Source organism: Pseudomonas sp. NFX5 (assembly GCF_049132125.1).
GTDB lineage: Bacteria > Pseudomonadota > Gammaproteobacteria > Pseudomonadales > Pseudomonadaceae > Aquipseudomonas > Aquipseudomonas marginalis.
In genome coordinates, this window is record NZ_JAFMZG010000044.1 from 492395 (window position 1) to 508102 (window position 15708).

Genomic DNA, 15708 nt, shown 5'->3' on the forward strand with positions numbered 1-15708 from the left:
TGAAACGGCTCAATGCATGAAACCTTCCATGAACCCGGCTATGCCGATCGCCAGCTTGCGGCGCCAAGGTGCAGTGTTGGGGTTGGCCAGCACCTGGTCTTCATGGACAAAACTGCGAATGATCGCGTTGTAGCCAAGCCAGCGGCATGGCTCCGGCTCCCAGGCCTTGAGCGCGTGCAGGCCACGCTCACGGATCACCCAGGGTTGGTGGATAAGCGGTGTGTCGCGACCGAGGATCAGGTCGGCCAGGGTGCGGCCAGCCAGGTTGGTGGCGCCGACGCCCTCCCCGCCGTAACCACCGGCCAGGGCGATGCCGGTCTTGTGATCGCAGAGCATGTGCGGGCGGAAACGGCGCGACATGCCGAGGTTGCCGCCCCAGGAATGGGTAATCCGCACCTTTTTCAGCTGTGGGAAGAGTTCGCCGAACAGGTAGCGCCGCAGTGCCACTTCGCTGTCAGTCAAATCAAAGTTGTGGCGCAATTTGCCGGCGAACTGGTAACCGCCACGGGCGCCGAACACCAGGCGGTTATCCGCCGTACGCTGGCCATAGGTGACCTGGCGGCTACTTTCGCCAAAGGCCTGTCCATGGCTCAGGCCGATTTCATCCCAGGTACCGGCGGGCAGCGGTTCGGTGGCAACGATCAGGCTTTGCACCGGCAACTGGTATCGGCCGAGGGGCGGCAAGGTATTCGCATAACCTTCGACAGCCGGCACCACCCAGGCAGCCCGCACACGGGCCTTGGCGGTGCGCACAGTGCCGGACTGCCAATGGGCAACCGGACTGTTTTCATAAATCGTCACGCCCATGTTCTCCACCACCCGCGCAAGGCCGCGCACCAGCTTGGCCGGGTTGATCGTGGCGACATGGGGGGCATGGATACCGCCATAGGGCTTGGCGATGCGGATCTGCTCAGCCAACTGTCGAGGGCTCAGCCAGCGGTAGTCGGCTTCGGTCAGGCCTTGGGCGTAGAGTTTGTCCAGATAAGCGCGCAGGCTGCCTTCCTGTTCGGGATAGCGCGCGGCGCAGTACAGCGCGCCGCCCTTGCGGTAATCGCAGTCGATGCCTTCACGGGCCAGCACCTGGGCCACTTCGTCGGGAATGCCATGCAGCAGGTCGAATGAGGCGCGGCGCTGTTCAGGCGCAAGGCCGGCCAGCAGGCGGTCTTCGCCCAGCAGATTGCCCATCAGCCAGCCGCCGTTACGACCCGAGGCGCCGAAGCCGGCGGTTTGCGCCTCGATAATCGCGATCTTCAGCTCAGGCGCCTGGCGTTTGAGGTAGTAGGCCGTCCACAGGCCGGTGTAGCCGGCGCCGATAATGGCGACATTGACGTCCAGGTCATGCTCAAGGGACGGCCGCGCTATCAGCGGGTCATCCAACTGGTCCATCCATAAACTGATGTTGCGCCATGCCGGCATGCCAAGCTCCCCAACCACGTTTCGATGGGGGGATCCTAGAACTGCGGGTTATTCGCTGTCTTGCGCGCGTGCACGCAGGGAAATTTGTTTGACGTAGGCCTTGGGCGACTGGCCGGTGTGCTGGCGGAAGGCGCTGTAGAACGCCGACAACGAATTGAAACCGGCGGCGAAGGCCAGGTCGTCGATCTTGATCGGCGGTTGTGCTGTATCCAGTGCGGCCAGCAGGTGCTGGAGCCGAGCCTGGTTGACGTAGCGGTAGAAACTTTGCCCCAGCACCTGGTTGAGCAGGTAGGAAATCTGATTGCGGCTGTAGCCGCATTCCTTGGCGACGCGCTGCAGGTCCAGTTCCGGGTCCAGATACGGCTGCCTGCGCTCGAAGTACTGCTGCAAGTCATTGGCCATATGCCCCAATTGCTGGGGTGACAGGCCCAGGCGGCTGACGCTGGGGCGCTGGGCCTGAGAGGGTTGTTCATGCACCAATGACGCGTACTCATTGACGCGCCAGATCAACCCATCGCGGACGGTGATGGCTTCGCTGGTACGGAATGACACCAGCCCCTGACCGCCGCGCAAGGTGATGCGGTACTGGATGAATGCCGTGTCGCCATCGGCGCGGATGCGGTCGGTGTGTTCAATGGCCTCGTCGGCTTCCCGGGGCATGCTGGCTTGCAGGTACTCACGCAGTTCGGCGTAACCGACCACACGGTTCTGGAAAAAGTCGTGGTACTGGATGTCCGGGTGGTAGTAGGACATCACGCCGTCAAGGTCGCGATGACGCCAGCACAGGTGGTGGCGCAGCACCAGCTCACGCGTGGCATGGGTGTTATGGCAATCATCGTCTGGCGCGATGTCGGGCATGGAAGGCTCTGAGGCGGGTAAACCTCGGAGATTGCCGAATTTTGTCAGTGCCGACAATGGCCAATTGGAACTTCGCATTAGTGGCATTGTGCCCAATCGTGAGTAAGAGATGACCCACATCAAGTGAATGGCTGACAACCGCCGAACGGGGCAGAAAAAGTCACCTTGTACTTGCGAACGAATGCTATTTTTAGCTTCTACGACGCCACGACCAGTGACGGTCCTGGCCCCCTGCCGCGAGCTAAAGGAAGCGCTCAATGAACAAGGTGGGCAACATGAACAAAGTGACATTCCCCAACGCCTGCCAGTTGATGCGCTGGCATTTTCATCCGATGGGCTTCGAGGGCAGCATGGATGCGCCCGGCAGTATGGTCGCCCGCCTGTTCGACCGGGCCAGCGGCGAGACGCTGATTGCCATCGCCGGCATCCCCTGCGCCACTGTGATGAATGCTGCCGATGTGGAGCGGATTATCGAGGCGGTGGAGGATGAGTTGGAGTCGTTTGTGCCGCCGTTGTCGCTGAGGGCCTGATTCCGGCCCAGCCAACAGAAAGAAGCTCAACTGTGGGAGGGAGCAAGCCCCCTCCCACATTGGAATCGCATTTATCCCCTGCTAATGGCGCTGATCGTCGAAAAACGCTTTCTTGCCGTCGACCCGCTCCGAGGCCTTGGGCACATTCACCGCCTGGCCTTCGGGTTTTTCCACATACCAGTAGCAATGGCTCACGGCCCGGGTAATCCCGACGTAGGCCAGGCGCAGCACTTCGTCCTTTTGCGCAGTGTCATAGGGTTCGCTGTCCCCGTCCTTATCCAGGCCCGCCATGCGGTAGACCTGGTTCTTGTAGGGCGAGCTGGTCACATGCTGGCAATCCCCGAGCAGGAACACCGTATCCGCCTGCAGGCCCTTGGCGCTGTGGTACGTCAGCTGCTTCAACCTGCGCGTCGCTGCAGGCAAGCTGGAATCAACATTAACAATCGACTGAATATGCTCTTGAATCAGTAGCTTATCGCTACTTTTTCGATACAGCATTAATATCGAATCGCCCCTTTGATAATGCTCCAGCAGTTGCCGCCCCAACGCCGCATCGTCCCGCTCCAGTACCGTGACCGGCACCAAGGCTTTTGGCGTGCCGCTGGCCTTGGCCTTTTTTCCCGGGATTGCCGGCGCAGCGCGCACGATATGTTCGGCGGCGTCGATGATGTGCTGATGGCTGCGGTAGTTCTCGCCGAGCATGACGCGGGTAGTGCTCGGCGCCGGGAATTGCTGGTTGAATTCCATGAAGTACTTGGGCGAACTGCCGCGCCAGCCGTAGATCGACTGCCAGTCATCACCCACGCACAGCAAGGACGAACGTTGCGCGCCACGGCCCACATGCATCGCCGGCCCACGACTGCGGATTTCCCGCAGGCTGGCGCGTATCCACGAGACGATCTGGGGCGATACGTCCTGGAATTCGTCGATCATCAGGTGCGACATCGGCCGCAGCAGCGGATCGCTGAGGAGCTTGAGGTTTTCCGGGGTGTTCTCGCCGAACAGCGAGAACATGCGGTTATAGGTCATGATCGGCGGCGACTGATCCAGCAGGTGATCTTCCAGGGCTTTCCAGAAGATGCTCAGGGCCTCGAAGAAGAAGCGGTCCGGGTCGTCCTTGGCGAAGCTCATCTGGCCGACGGCAGTCGGCACGTCCAACCCCAGGTTCTCGATAAAGCCGGCGGCCATCACGAAACTGTCCAGCAGCGGCGCCGACACCAGCTCGCCCTTGACCTTGTAATCAAAACCGGGACCCGCGCTGGCATCCCCGGCGAGGCTGCTTAACAGACGCTTTGATGCGTCATAGCTATCAAGCCATATCAATGGCTTACGACAGAAAGCTTGAAACAAGGTGCGCTTTACCGCCCACTCTGCACGGACCGACAGCTTCGAATTCGGCCGGCTGATCTGGGCATTTTCCCTGGGATCAAAGCCCAGCATTACCCACGCATCCAGCGCCGGGATATAGCCGTGGCAATGGAACTGCGCGCCATTGATTTCGAAGCGCTGGCGACTGGGCTCAATCCCCTTGATCGGCCAGGCGCCGGCACGAAACCACAGGTCCTCGATCACATCGCAGAGTTCTTCATCGCGCTTGGCCGCCAGTTCGGTCACGGCTATGCGCTTTTGTACATCCGGATGATCGCGCTCCAGTTCGCGCAGTTGCAGGCCCTGGCGTGCCAGTGGCGCAATCAGTTCACGAAACCGTGCATGTCGCCCCTGCAACTGGTGGTAGCACGCATTCATCTGCTGGCGCTGGGCGTCGCTGATGCGCAGGTCGAACGGGTTGCTGTCAGCGTCTTCGAAACCGGCACTGAGGTTTTCAAACGCCTGCAGGCGTTCAAAACCCGGCAGGCTGCGGACCATCGGCAGGATGCGCGAGTGAAAGGTCCGTACCACCGCCTGGGCTTCTTTCATATCAATGGGTTGGCCCCACAGGGTGAGAATGTCCATGAGCTTGTTGATGAAGTCTTTGCGCGACTCGCGGGTGAAGGTCACCACGGTCATCGAGCTCAATTCGAAGCCCAGGTAATGGGTGAGCAGCAAAATACGCAGCACCAGCGAGGTGGATTTACCCGCGCCGGCACCGGCGATCACCGAGGTTGACGGCGTATCGCTGAAGATCATCTTCCATTGCGCCGCGCTCGGCTGGGCATGGGCCGGCAGCAACCGGGCCACATCAGCCTTGATGCGTTTCTTCACGTCGGCGGTCAAGGGTAGCCGCCAATCGTCGAACAGGCTGTCATCGACGCCGGGCGCGCTGTGCTCATCGGGACGGAAGTCGCGGATCAACAGGACTTGTCGGCCTTCCTCGATGCCATCGGCCTTGCCCTCGCGATAGCCATACTCCACGCCGGCCTCGTGACCACTGCGAAAACCATCGGCCTGCCCGTGCAACCAGGAAAACCGATGCTGTGCGCGCAAACGCGTCAGGCCATGGCCAAACAGGCGTGCGGCGAGGCGTTTGAGTAGGGGCATTTCCGCCAGTGGGCGCAGTTCGGGGGGCAGATCAGGCTTGTGTTGCGGCACGCGGACTCCTGCGATGAGCTGGGTTTTGACAAGGGCACCATGGTCGCCGGAATCGGCGCTCAGTTCCAGCCAATTGCTTTACCGTCATGCAGTTAGGCGATGAAGTGAAAGTCAAAACGCCAGCAATCAATCTAATTCACCGATAGGAATCAGGCATTTTTTACGCTTTTTATCGATCATGGGCTCACGGATCATGGGCGCCATCAACAGGAGACGATCATGCTTGAACTTCGACCTTTCAACACCCTGGGCGGCGCCCACCACGGCTGGCTTGACGCCCATCACCACTTTTCATTTGCCGAATACCACGACCCAAAGCGCATGCACTGGGGCAACCTGCGGGTCTGGAACGACGACATCATTGCCCCCGGCACCGGCTTCCCGCAGCACGCCCATCGCGACATGGAAATCATTACCTATGTCCGTGAAGGCGCGATCAGCCACGCCGACAACCTGGGCAACAAGGGCCGCACCGAGGCCGGTGACGTGCAGGTAATGAGCGCAGGCACGGGGATCGCCCACAGCGAGTACAACCTGGAAGCGACGCCGACCAAGATCTTCCAGATCTGGATCATCCCGAACGAGGCCGGCCTGCCACCCTCCTGGGGCGCCAAGCCGTTTCCGAAAGGTGATCGCGAAGGGTTTGTGACCCTGGCCAGTGGCAAGGCCGGTGACAGCGAGAGCCTGCGCATCCGCGCGGATGCCCGCCTGGTAGCGGCGAACCTGAAAGCCGGGGAAAGCGCGGAATACCGCTTGGACAGCGGCCGTCGAGCTTACCTGGTGCCGGCGACCGGCGTGATTGAGGTCAACGGCTTGCGTGCGCACGCTCGAGACGGTGTAGCGGTTGAGAATGAGCAGGTGTTGCGGGTGACGGCGGTTGAAGACAGCGAGATCGTGTTGGTCGACCTGGCCTGATCAACCCTGTGGGAGGAAGGCAATCCTCCTCCCACAGGGGTTTTGCGTTTTTACTGGGAGATGGCGCCGTCTACCAGTACCTGCGCCTCTTGCACCAGCTGCTTGAGGTGATCTTCACCAATAAAGCTCTCAGCGTAGATCTTGTAGATGTCCTCGGTGCCCGATGGTCGTGCGGCAAACCAGCCGTTTTCGGTCATCACTTTCAGGCCGCCAATCGCCTGGTCGTTGCCCGGCGCGTGGCTGAGGATCTGCTGGATGCTTTCCCCGGCCAGTTGCGTGGAGGTCACCTGCTCTGGCGACAGCTTGCCCAGCAAGGCTTTTTGCGCCGGGGTGGCCTTGGCGTCGACACGAATGGCGAACGGCTCGCCCAAGGCATCGGTGAGGCCACGGTAGATCTGGCTCGGGTCCTGGCCTTTGCGCGAGGTCATTTCCGCCGCCAGCAAGGCCGGGATCAGGCCGTCCTTGTCGGTGCTCCACACCGTGCCATCCTTGCGCAGGAACGACGCCCCGGCGCTTTCTTCGCCGCCAAAGCCCAATGAACCCTCGAACAGGCCATCGGCAAACCACTTGAAGCCTACCGGCACTTCATACAGGCGACGACCGATGCGTGCGGCCACGCGATCGATCAGACCGCTGCTGACCACGGTCTTGCCCACGGCCGCATCGGCGCGCCAGTCGGGACGGTTCTGGAACAGGTAGTCGATGGACACCGCCAGGTAGTTGTTCGGCGCCAACAGGCCGCCGGATGGGGTCACGATGCCATGGCGGTCATGGTCCGGGTCGCAGGCGAACGCTACGTCAAAACGCTCCTTGAGACCGATCAGGCCTTGCATGGCGTAGCTGGAGGACGGGTCCATGCGGATCTGGCCGTCCCAGTCGACGCTCATGAAGCGGAACGTGGCGTCGACTTCAGTGTTCACCACCTCCAGGTTCAGTCGATAGTGCTCGGCAATCGCCGACCAGTAGCGCACCCCTGCTCCGCCCAGCGGGTCCACGCCCAGGCGAAGGCCGGCACTGCGGATGGCGTCCATGTCGATCACGTTGATCAGGTCGGCCACGTAGCTGTTGAGGTAGTGATGGCGATGGGTGGTGTCGGCCTTGAGCGCCTGCGCATGGGTGATGCGCTTGACCCCGGCCAGTTTATTGGCCAGCAGCTCGTTGGCCTTGGCTTCGATCCACTTGGTGACGTGGGTATCGGCCGGGCCGCCATTGGGCGGGTTGTACTTGTAGCCACCACTTTGCGGCGGGTTGTGGGACGGCGTGATAACGATGCCGTCGGCCAGGCCGCTGGTACGGCCACGGTTGTAGCAGATGATGGCGTGGGAAATTGCCGGGGTTGGCGTGTATTCATCGCCTTCGGCCAGCATCACGTGCACGCCATTGGCGGCCAGCACTTCGAGTGCGCTGGCACCGGCCGGGGTCGACAGCGCGTGGGTGTCCAGGCCGACGAACAGCGGGCCGTCGATGCCCTGGGCTTCGCGATACAGGCAGATGGCCTGGCTGATGGCAAGCACGTGCCATTCGTTGAAGCTCAGTTCGAACGAGCTGCCACGGTGCCCGGAGGTACCAAAGGCTACGCGCTGAGTGGAGATCGCTGCATCAGGCTGGCCGGTGTAATAGGCCGTGACCAGTCGCGGGATATCCACCAGCAACTGGGCCGGCGCCGGTTTGCCCGCAAAAGGACTGATTGTCATGCATAAACCTCGGATAGAAGGATTCGGAAAAAATGGCAGTTTACTGAGAGTTGGACTGCTGCGCGACGGTATCGATCCTACATCGTTAAGAGAAATTTCACCCAGTCTGCGCCTGGCGCAACGCGTCGCTCAATGCTTCCAGGGCAATGTCCAGATTGGGTTGCCCGTGAAACGTGTGACTCACGCGCAGGTGCTGCTGGTGCAAGCCACTGACACTGAACAGCTCCCCGGGGGCAATCACCACTTGCCGTGCCAGCAGGCGCTGAAATGCCTGGCGCATGTCCACGGCACGGGTGGAGGCCAGCCAGAACGCGGCACCGGCGGCCGGCATCCGATAAGTCACCTGGTCGCCCAAGTGCTGTTCCAGGCGCTGGCTCATGTGCGCCGCCTGCTCGCTCAAGCGTTGGCGCAGCGTGCGCAGGTGCTGGTCAATCCGCCTGCTTTGGTACAAACGGGCAATCGCGCGCTGACGGATCGACGATAAACGGAATGAGCGCAGCAGGAACTGACGCTGCAACTCATTGCTCATGCGCCGGCACAGCAGGTAGCCGTAGGGGGCTTCCGAGCCGAGCGCTTTCTCGAACGAAGAAAACACGATCAGCCGCTCAGGGTTCACCCGTTCACGCAATGCGGTGTGGGGGGCTTCAAAACCCAGCTCGCCAAAGGTGTCGTTTTCAAGCAACCAGCAACCGGACTGCTCCAGCAGGTGTGCCACGTCGAGACGCTCGTCGATTGACATGGCCACCCCGCTGGGCAGGCTGACGGAAGACGAGAGCAACACCAGATGCACCGGCTCATCACGCAACAGCTTCCCCAGCACAGTTCGATCCAGACGACCCTCCGGCGTCCAGGGCAACTCGATGATGCGCACCCCGGCGTCCTGCAACAGGCGCAGGATCAGCCAGTCGCAGGGCGACTCGACAATCACGGTGGTGCCCCGCAGGCCCAGCACTTCGATCAGGATATCCAGCACGCCGCGCAGGTCGGCGCCGATGTACACGTCGTCGGCATGCCAGCAGCGCATGGGCGACGAGGTATAGCGCGCGGCCAGGGCTGCGCGTAATTCCCATACACCGCAGGGCTGGGACCAGGGCTGCAAATGCGACGGGTACTGGCGCACCAGTTCCCGCTCGAGCCGCAGCAGTGTTTCATCCAGGGAGCCCAGCAATGCCGGCTCGTCACCACTGAGTACCAGCATGCCGGGGCGCCGGGCCGCCGCGTAGAGGCGATCAAGCAGATCCCCGCCGGCCCAGGCCAGCGGGTTTGCCGACATCGGCCAGGCGTAATAGCCGGATTTGGCCACCGAATACACCCTGCCCTCCTTCTCCAGCAGCGCATAGGCGTACTGGATCGTTGAAATGGACACGTTCAGGCGTCCGGCCAACTGCCGTAACGACGGCAGTTTTACCCGGGTGTCGGTACTGACCTCGTTGATCAGGCTGATCATGTAGCGATAGACCGCCTGATACGCGAAATCCGCCTGACGCTCGCCGCGCAGGGTCATCGCCCGAACAATGGCACGGCCTGCGCGGCGCCCTGGGCCGCAGCGGCGCGACACATGCCGTTTTCTCTGGCCAGCGGCCGTTTGCGGTACAGGTGCTGCAACAAGGGCATCGGCAAACCGCTGGTGTCCGTTACCCACTGCTGCAGCATTTCGGCGGAACCGTTGCCCTGGAGGACTTTGTGCAACTCAGGCAACGCCACCAGCATGCCCGGGTGACATTGGCGCAAATAACCTTCCAGTCGCTCTCCGTGATGAACAAAGGGTGAAAACAGCAGGCAGGTCAGCTGGGTCTCATCCAAGCCGAAGAACTCCTGGGCGTAGGTACTCCAGAGCATGCGCCCTTCGCGGGTCCCGGCCTGAATGAGCAAGTCGTCGGGCATGCGCAAATGGCGCATGTACGCGGCGGCCTGCTGCACAAAGCCTTCGACGCCGTCCTCATAATCCAGCGCACGCAGGGATTCGGCCTGCAACCCACGTAGGTGAGCCATCAGCAACGGATTGGAATAGGCCGGATGGCTGAAGTGAAAGCCCAGTGGATCGGGAGCGTAGGCCATGAACTCGGCCAGCAGGGAGGTCGACGCGATGTCGACATCCTCCAGCAGGTCGGCGATGCCGATGTAGGCCAAGTGACGATGCCCCGCCGTGCTGGGGTTATCGCTGGCCACGTAATGCTCACCGAACACATCCTGGTAATAAGCGGTGCTCCACTCGTCCATGTGGGCGAACAACGCGTTGAGCGACAGCGGATGGCCCTTGGGAACTCGGACGCCTGCGCCCTGGGCGGTTTTCTTGAGCCAGGCAAGAAACTGACTTTGCCTGCGCGGGGAGTCACCACTGACCAGCGCGTGGACGCCGCCATTGCACGTGGTGACACGCTGGTAAAAATCACCGACGGCCAGGTAAGTGTCGTTGCACAGGGTGGCGCGGCAGTCCCCGGCACTCACATGGCCCATCATCAACATATTGCGCTGGCTGATCTTTCGCCCGATCGCTGAGGCCGGACGCTGGTGATTGAAGGGTTGTACCTCCTGGTTTTCCACCATCAACAACTCGACACGCGGGTCGTCGTGGAGAAACAGCCGGCCGTAGCCGCGATTCAGGGTATCGAGCTGCCCCTCGGTCATGCCCGCGTGCCGTAACGTCGCGACCCTCAGTTGAAAGGTACGTGGCGCACGACCGGCAATGGTCAGTTGAGCAGCTCGCAGCAGCGCCAGGGTATAGCTGCTGACTTCACCGCCACCATGGGCCACCAGTACCTTGAAGTCCCCCACCTGTTCCATCCCGCCTGCCGCGACAATGATTCGCTGGACCAGTAACTGGAGAGCGGTACGTCCCGCGCGACTGAAGTGCCCGATCAGACGTTGCAGAACTTGCTGGTAAACATGATTCATAGCCTGTTCGTGAATAGTGCTCATAGTTCTACTACCCGAGTTGAAATATCAGTTTCAAGCAACTGCTGACAGTGTTTGCTTGACCTATTTTGCGTGTAGGAAAATCGCGCCTCGCATTGTGCGCCGATGATTAAACACTAGCACCACGCAACAAAACGACAGGGATTGCCGGGAAGCATCTTTTACCCGCACACTCGCATAACCTAATGAAAGTACTGGTAAAAATTTCTAAAAGGTTAGCCTTAGGAGTCTTCCGACAAGGTCCTACGCGTTTTTAACCAGCCTTTTAAAGAAGTGTCCGACAATAGGCTCAAACAACTTTTCCATTTGCATGGCCGGTACGCTTTATGAAAGTACCTGTCTTGCTGAGTACACCTGTGGGCCGCGTCGATAGTTCGAGCAACTATCAGCAGCCGAGTCATGGATTCAATCATTGCTCAGTCCTTGAGATGAAAGTGAAGGCGCAATTATCAGTGTTGGAATAATGATTAATAGATACAGAAGCGGGCCGAAAACCAGTTCAGATGAACAACCGATGTCGCGTAAAAGGCGCACATGCAACGACGCCGCACTGGGATTCAGGGCGGCGTCAGGGAGAGAGGGCCGGATTTGTGGGCTAAAGTGCCAGGTCGGCAGCTTCTGGGGCGGGCGGGTTAAGCCCTGTCAAATGGCGCATTTGCCCCATTCACTCAGGCGTCGGAGCGCTCATTTACGAATACTCCTACAGCTCAAACAGCCGCAACCTGCAACGCAACCCGCTCGCGGCACGGGCATTCATCCATGTAACGGTGGGCTTCGACAAACTGATTGAACGGAAACACCGTGGTTTTCAGGGGCACGAGCACACGATCGGCGGTCAGTTGGTTGATGTCACGCAACGCACGCTGCAACGCCACCTGATCCTGGATGATGCCCAGCTCCGGCTTGCCGGTGAAGTTGCCGATACAGTGCACGAAGAACTGAATGTTCTTCTGGAACGCCGCGCACGCCGGGAACGGTGTCTGGTTACCACCCTGCAAGCCATACAGCACCAGGCTGCCACGGGGCGCCAGCACATCACCGAGCAGCGACATCTGCGGGCCCCCCAAGCCATCGAACACCACATCGACACCGCGGTTGTCGGTGAACTTGTTGATTTGCATCAGCAGGTCCTGTTCCTCGGTGACAATGACTTTTTCTGCGCCAAGAGAAAGCAGGTACTCGCGCTCAGCGCTGTCCTTGGTGGCGGCAATCACCCGCACACCCAGGGCCTTGCCCAGTTGCACAAACGAAGGGCCGGCGCAATGGCTGGCGTCGGTCACCAGGGCAAACTGCCCGGGCTTGACCCGTGCCAGGTCCACATACGCAAAGTAGGCAATCAGCAGCGGCGTGTAGTGCACGCTGGCTTCGATGGGGCTCAGGACGTCCGGATAGCGGGTCAGGGCCGAACGGGGCAGGACGATCTGTTCGCCATACACCGGGTAATCATTGGGGCTCTCGGCCGGAAAACTGGCCACTTTATCGCCCACTGCCAAGTCATCCACGCCCTCGCCCAAGGCAACGACCACCCCGGCCATCTCATGGCCAAGGCCGGATGGAAGACGTGCGTGGGAAGACGCCAGGTTCTGGCGCCACAAAATGTCATACCAGCTGATGCCAATCGCCTCGACACGGACCTGCACTTCGCCCGGTGCGGGCTGCGCGGCTGCATGCTCTTCGCACTTGAGCACCTCGGCCGGACCAAACTTGTGAAAACGGATCGTGCGGGACATCGCAAACCTCGTCAAAGTAACCTCTATTGCCATGAACTCTATCTGGGCTTTCCGGCTAAGGCCACCGGTCGCCGTTAATAGTCGACATGTCTGTCATTGATTCCGCATCTGAGGAATAGACCTCAAGTATCGTAGGAAAACTCAATTAGCCGGTGCAGAGTACCAGCCTTTCCCCGTAAGATTCATACCGGTCACGCGTCTGAATGGACCTTCAGGGCTCTTATATCGCCGTTCTCGTCAAATAAAGCTGACTCTTCCAGGACACAAGATGAACCGTAACGACCTGCGTCGTGTCGACCTTAACCTCTTGATCGTATTCGAAACCTTGATGCATGAGCGCAGTGTGACCCGCGCCGCCGAGAAATTGTTCCTCGGCCAACCAGCCATCAGCGCCGCGTTGTCGCGCCTGCGTGGGCTGTTCGACGACCCCCTGTTCGTGCGCACCGGCCGCAGCATGGAACCCTCGGCCCGGGCCGTGGAAATCTTCGCCCTGCTCTCCCCGGCCCTGGACTCGATTTCCACCGCCGTCAGCCGCGCCGCCGAGTTCGACCCGGCCACCAGCACCGCGGTGTTCCGCATCGGCCTGTCCGACGACGTCGAATTCGCCCTGCTGCCCCAACTGCTAAAACGCCTGCGCGCGGAAGCGCCCGGCATCGTATTGGTAGTGCGCCGCGTCAACTACATCCTGATGCCCGGCCTGCTCGCCTCCGGCGAAATTTCCATCGGCGTCAGCTACACCGCCGACCTGCCGGCCAACGCCAAGCGCAAAGTACTGCGCCGCAGCCTGCCGAAGCTGCTGCGCGCCGACAGCGTCCCGGGCTCCCTGAGCCTGGACGACTTCTGCGCTCGTCCCCACGCCCTGGTGTCGTTCGCCGGCGACTTGAGCGGGTTCATCGATGAAGAACTGGAGAAACTCGACCGCAAGCGCCATGTGGTGCTGGCGGTGCCGCAGTTCAACGGGCTGGGGACATTGCTGGCAGGCACGGACATTGTCGCCATTGTGCCGGACTATGCCGCCGAGGCACTGACCGCCGCAGGGGGGTTGCGCGCGGAAGAACCGCCGTTGCCGGTGCGTTCGTTCGAGCTGCATATGGTTTGGCGTGGGTCGCAGGACAATGATCCGGGGGAGCGGTGGTTGCGGTCGCGGATACAGATGTTTTTTGGCGATCCTGAGAGCCTTTAGGCGACGTCGGGCAGGCTATTTATCTGATCATTTTTGCCTTTCGACAAACCATGGAGCTCCATTCACTACCAGTGGATGGCTACATTGGGGGCACATCTGAGGGCATACTTTGGATGGTTTGAAAAGGATGCCCCCAGCCTGAGGTCGAACAGTTCCCTTCTAGAAATGTCACCCTTTGTTGTTCCCACACACCGCGGTCATTTGCCCTCCGGCTCTACCGCATGCAGTAGAGCCACCTTCCTCAGCAACTGATCTACGTGCTCCCTCTCCGCTCGAAGCGCCGAACGTAGCTCCTTGTTCTCTGTCTCATGAATCCGCGCCCAACGCAGGCTCGCACGGCAATTGACGACCACCGTCCACACCTTCTGCAGTTTCAAGTAGTGGGCCAACAGCAGCACAGCAATCGCCACCATCATCACCAGCGCCGCTGTCGAAATCACATCCGTCTTAGTCATGCTCAATCCTTTCGCTAGGTCATTTGTTCCAAAGACAGCCAAAGGATATGTAGTGATTTTTTACACGTATAGATTGTAGACTTGTACAGGTAAACAAATCACGCACATGGACGGCCCATGAAACGCACTCAGCAGATCAATCAGGTTCGCTGGGACCTGGCACTTCGCTATCGCTTGATCGAGACCGTGGCCTGGTGGGAGGGCCGCCTGACCACGGGCCATCTGATGCAGAGCTTCGGCATCAGTCGCCAGCAAGCATCCAAGGACATCAACACCTACATCACCGAGCATGCGCCTAAGAATCTTACATATGACAAACAACTGAAGGGCTATGTGCCGAGCAAGCACTTCAAGCCGCTGTTCATCGACGACAGTGCCAATGCCTATCTGCAACTGTTGAACCAGACCCACTCGCGGGCACCGCATGTGGAGGGGCTGGCACTCGCCTATGCACACACCAAGGTGCTGGAGGTGCCGAACCGCACAATACGCCCAGAGGTACTGAGGCCACTGCTCAAGGCATGCCGCAATGGCGAGGTGATTGCCATTGAATACGTGTCGTTAGCCAACCCAGTTCCGGAGACGCGACTGATCTCGCCGCATACCTTGATCTACACAGGCATGCGCTGGCATGTACGGGCCTACTGCGAGAAGAACCGCAAGTATCGGGATTTCGTGTTGAGCAGATTCCGTGGGGAGCCGGAGTTCGAGCGAACGAGCGAGAACCTGATCGGCGATGACGAGGAATGGAACACCCTCATCGATGTGATAATCGAGCCGGATTCGCGGCTGAAACCTGACCAGAAGGCGATCATCGAAGTCGACTTCGGTATGGACGATGGCGAACTGGTCATCCCGACACGGTGTGCGCTCGTGGGTTATGTACTGCAGCGCTACCAGATCGATCCGAAAAAGCTTGAGCCCAAGGCCCCGGCGCAACAGATCGTGGTGAAGAACCTGGAGGCGTTGACCCCTTGGCTCTATGTATAAGCCCTGTTACAGGAGAGATGGCGTTGAATCGTGGCCAGTGTGCAGACATATGTAAAGTTTGCGACGCACCCAAGGTGCTTGGGATGTGCGTGCACTTCAACGCCCATTGATTCACTTGCAAAAGCTTCACTTGCAGTGGCCCAGGGGCCAAGCGTCCATCCCTCCGAGCCCCGGATTCGAACGTCCTCCTCTCGAACTGCAAGCCCCTTTCCAACTATGCCAGGTGTTCATCCATGAATTCGCCCCCCGAACCTGCATGGATTTTTTACCTGTGCATGTAAACACTCTAGATACGCCCTGAAATCCTACATATCTTGCCCCTATCTGACACGGTTGACCTCATCGACTCAGGTCGCTGCGCCAGACCCAAAAAGTCAAATTACCCGAAAGGAACGCACCATGAAAAATCTCCTGGCAACCATTGGGCTCGTGGTGGTGATCAAGAAGGGCTACGAGTTGCACCGCGAATATTCGGAGTTAAAACGCGCCCTT

12 protein-coding genes are annotated in these 15708 nt (G+C 60.0%); 4 read left to right on the forward strand and 8 right to left on the reverse strand.

Going from position 1 to position 15708, the window contains the following annotated elements; translation table 11 throughout:
* Window positions 1-9 precede the first annotated feature (9 nt).
* Both J1N02_RS30300 and J1N02_RS30305 read right to left on the reverse strand, forming a co-directional pair.
* On the reverse strand, window positions 10-1416 hold the full coding sequence (locus tag J1N02_RS30300; RefSeq protein WP_421148197.1) for an NAD(P)/FAD-dependent oxidoreductase: 1407 nt from the start codon (window positions 1414-1416) through the stop codon (window positions 10-12).
* Between the two features lie 48 nt (window positions 1417-1464).
* A complete protein-coding gene (locus J1N02_RS30305; protein ID WP_027605771.1) occupies window positions 1465-2274 on the reverse strand; it encodes a helix-turn-helix transcriptional regulator in 810 nt (269 codons plus the stop codon).
* Between the two features lie 257 nt (window positions 2275-2531).
* On the opposite strand from J1N02_RS30305, the gene J1N02_RS30310 reads away from it, so the two are divergent.
* Window positions 2532-2804, forward strand: coding sequence for a DUF1652 domain-containing protein (locus J1N02_RS30310; RefSeq protein ID WP_027605770.1), 273 nt, complete (start codon window positions 2532-2534; stop codon window positions 2802-2804).
* A gap of 81 nt (window positions 2805-2885) precedes the next feature.
* On the opposite strand, the gene J1N02_RS30315 is transcribed toward J1N02_RS30310, so the two are convergent.
* Window positions 2886-5333: a UvrD-helicase domain-containing protein gene (locus tag J1N02_RS30315; protein ID WP_421148198.1), complete on the reverse strand. Its 2448-nt coding sequence runs from the start codon at window positions 5331-5333 to the stop codon at window positions 2886-2888.
* A 219-nt stretch (window positions 5334-5552) separates the two neighbouring features.
* Here J1N02_RS30315 and J1N02_RS30320 point away from each other — a divergent pair, with 219 nt between their 5' ends.
* Window positions 5553-6248, forward strand: a complete 696-nt coding sequence (locus J1N02_RS30320; RefSeq protein WP_027605768.1) for a pirin family protein — start codon at window positions 5553-5555, stop codon at window positions 6246-6248.
* Between the two features lie 50 nt (window positions 6249-6298).
* Here J1N02_RS30320 and pgm read toward each other — a convergent pair whose 3' ends face one another.
* The 4 genes from pgm to J1N02_RS30340 all read right to left on the reverse strand — a co-directional run bounded on the left by pgm (window position 6299) and on the right by J1N02_RS30340 (window position 12588).
* A complete protein-coding gene (gene pgm, locus J1N02_RS30325; protein ID WP_421148199.1) occupies window positions 6299-7942 on the reverse strand; it encodes a phosphoglucomutase (alpha-D-glucose-1,6-bisphosphate-dependent) in 1644 nt (547 codons plus the stop codon).
* A 97-nt stretch (window positions 7943-8039) separates the two neighbouring features.
* Window positions 8040-9446 carry a PLP-dependent aminotransferase family protein gene (locus tag J1N02_RS30330; protein ID WP_421148294.1) on the reverse strand — a complete coding sequence of 469 codons (1407 nt, stop codon included), beginning with the start codon at window positions 9444-9446 and terminating at the stop codon, window positions 8040-8042.
* The gene (locus J1N02_RS30335; RefSeq protein WP_421148200.1) at window positions 9443-10861 is read right to left on the reverse strand and encodes a hypothetical protein; all 1419 of its coding nucleotides are present in this window, start codon (window positions 10859-10861) and stop codon (window positions 9443-9445) included. Before J1N02_RS30335 ends, J1N02_RS30330 begins: the two co-directional genes overlap by 4 nt.
* A 704-nt stretch (window positions 10862-11565) precedes the next feature.
* A complete protein-coding gene (locus tag J1N02_RS30340) occupies window positions 11566-12588 on the reverse strand; it encodes a zinc-dependent alcohol dehydrogenase family protein (protein ID WP_027605764.1) in 1023 nt (340 codons plus the stop codon).
* Between the two features lie 268 nt (window positions 12589-12856).
* On the opposite strand from J1N02_RS30340, the gene J1N02_RS30345 reads away from it, so the two are divergent.
* A complete protein-coding gene (locus J1N02_RS30345; protein ID WP_421148201.1) occupies window positions 12857-13771 on the forward strand; it encodes a LysR substrate-binding domain-containing protein in 915 nt (304 codons plus the stop codon).
* 197 nt (window positions 13772-13968) lie between these two features.
* On the opposite strand, the gene J1N02_RS30350 is transcribed toward J1N02_RS30345, so the two are convergent.
* Complete coding sequence (locus J1N02_RS30350; protein WP_098479587.1) at window positions 13969-14226, reverse strand: hypothetical protein; 258 nt, start codon at window positions 14224-14226, stop codon at window positions 13969-13971.
* Between the two features lie 117 nt (window positions 14227-14343).
* On the opposite strand from J1N02_RS30350, the gene J1N02_RS30355 reads away from it, so the two are divergent.
* Window positions 14344-15216 (forward strand): helix-turn-helix transcriptional regulator, encoded by an 873-nt coding sequence (locus tag J1N02_RS30355; protein WP_027605750.1) that lies wholly within the window; start codon window positions 14344-14346, stop codon window positions 15214-15216.
* Window positions 15217-15708 lie beyond the last annotated feature (492 nt).

Excerpts from the sequence above, each read along its gene's own strand:
- J1N02_RS30310 (WP_027605770.1), top strand. The coding sequence starts at position 2,532 with ATGAACAAGGTGGGCAACATGAACAAAGTGACATTCCCCAACGCCTGC.
- J1N02_RS30345 (WP_421148201.1), top strand. The coding sequence starts at position 12,857 with ATGAACCGTAACGACCTGCGTCGTGTCGACCTTAACCTCTTGATCGTA.
- J1N02_RS30305 (WP_027605771.1), bottom strand. The coding sequence starts at position 2,274 with ATGCCCGACATCGCGCCAGACGATGATTGCCATAACACCCATGCCACG.
- pgm (WP_421148199.1), bottom strand. The coding sequence starts at position 7,942 with ATGACAATCAGTCCTTTTGCGGGCAAACCGGCGCCGGCCCAGTTGCTG.
- J1N02_RS30300 (WP_421148197.1), bottom strand. The coding sequence starts at position 1,416 with ATGCCGGCATGGCGCAACATCAGTTTATGGATGGACCAGTTGGATGAC.
- J1N02_RS30340 (WP_027605764.1), bottom strand. The coding sequence starts at position 12,588 with ATGTCCCGCACGATCCGTTTTCACAAGTTTGGTCCGGCCGAGGTGCTC.
- J1N02_RS30355 (WP_027605750.1), top strand. The coding sequence starts at position 14,344 with ATGAAACGCACTCAGCAGATCAATCAGGTTCGCTGGGACCTGGCACTT.
- J1N02_RS30335 (WP_421148200.1), bottom strand. The coding sequence starts at position 10,861 with ATGAGCACTATTCACGAACAGGCTATGAATCATGTTTACCAGCAAGTT.
- J1N02_RS30330 (WP_421148294.1), bottom strand. The coding sequence starts at position 9,446 with ATGACCCTGCGCGGCGAGCGTCAGGCGGATTTCGCGTATCAGGCGGTC.
- J1N02_RS30320 (WP_027605768.1), top strand. The coding sequence starts at position 5,553 with ATGCTTGAACTTCGACCTTTCAACACCCTGGGCGGCGCCCACCACGGC.
- J1N02_RS30350 (WP_098479587.1), bottom strand. The coding sequence starts at position 14,226 with ATGACTAAGACGGATGTGATTTCGACAGCGGCGCTGGTGATGATGGTG.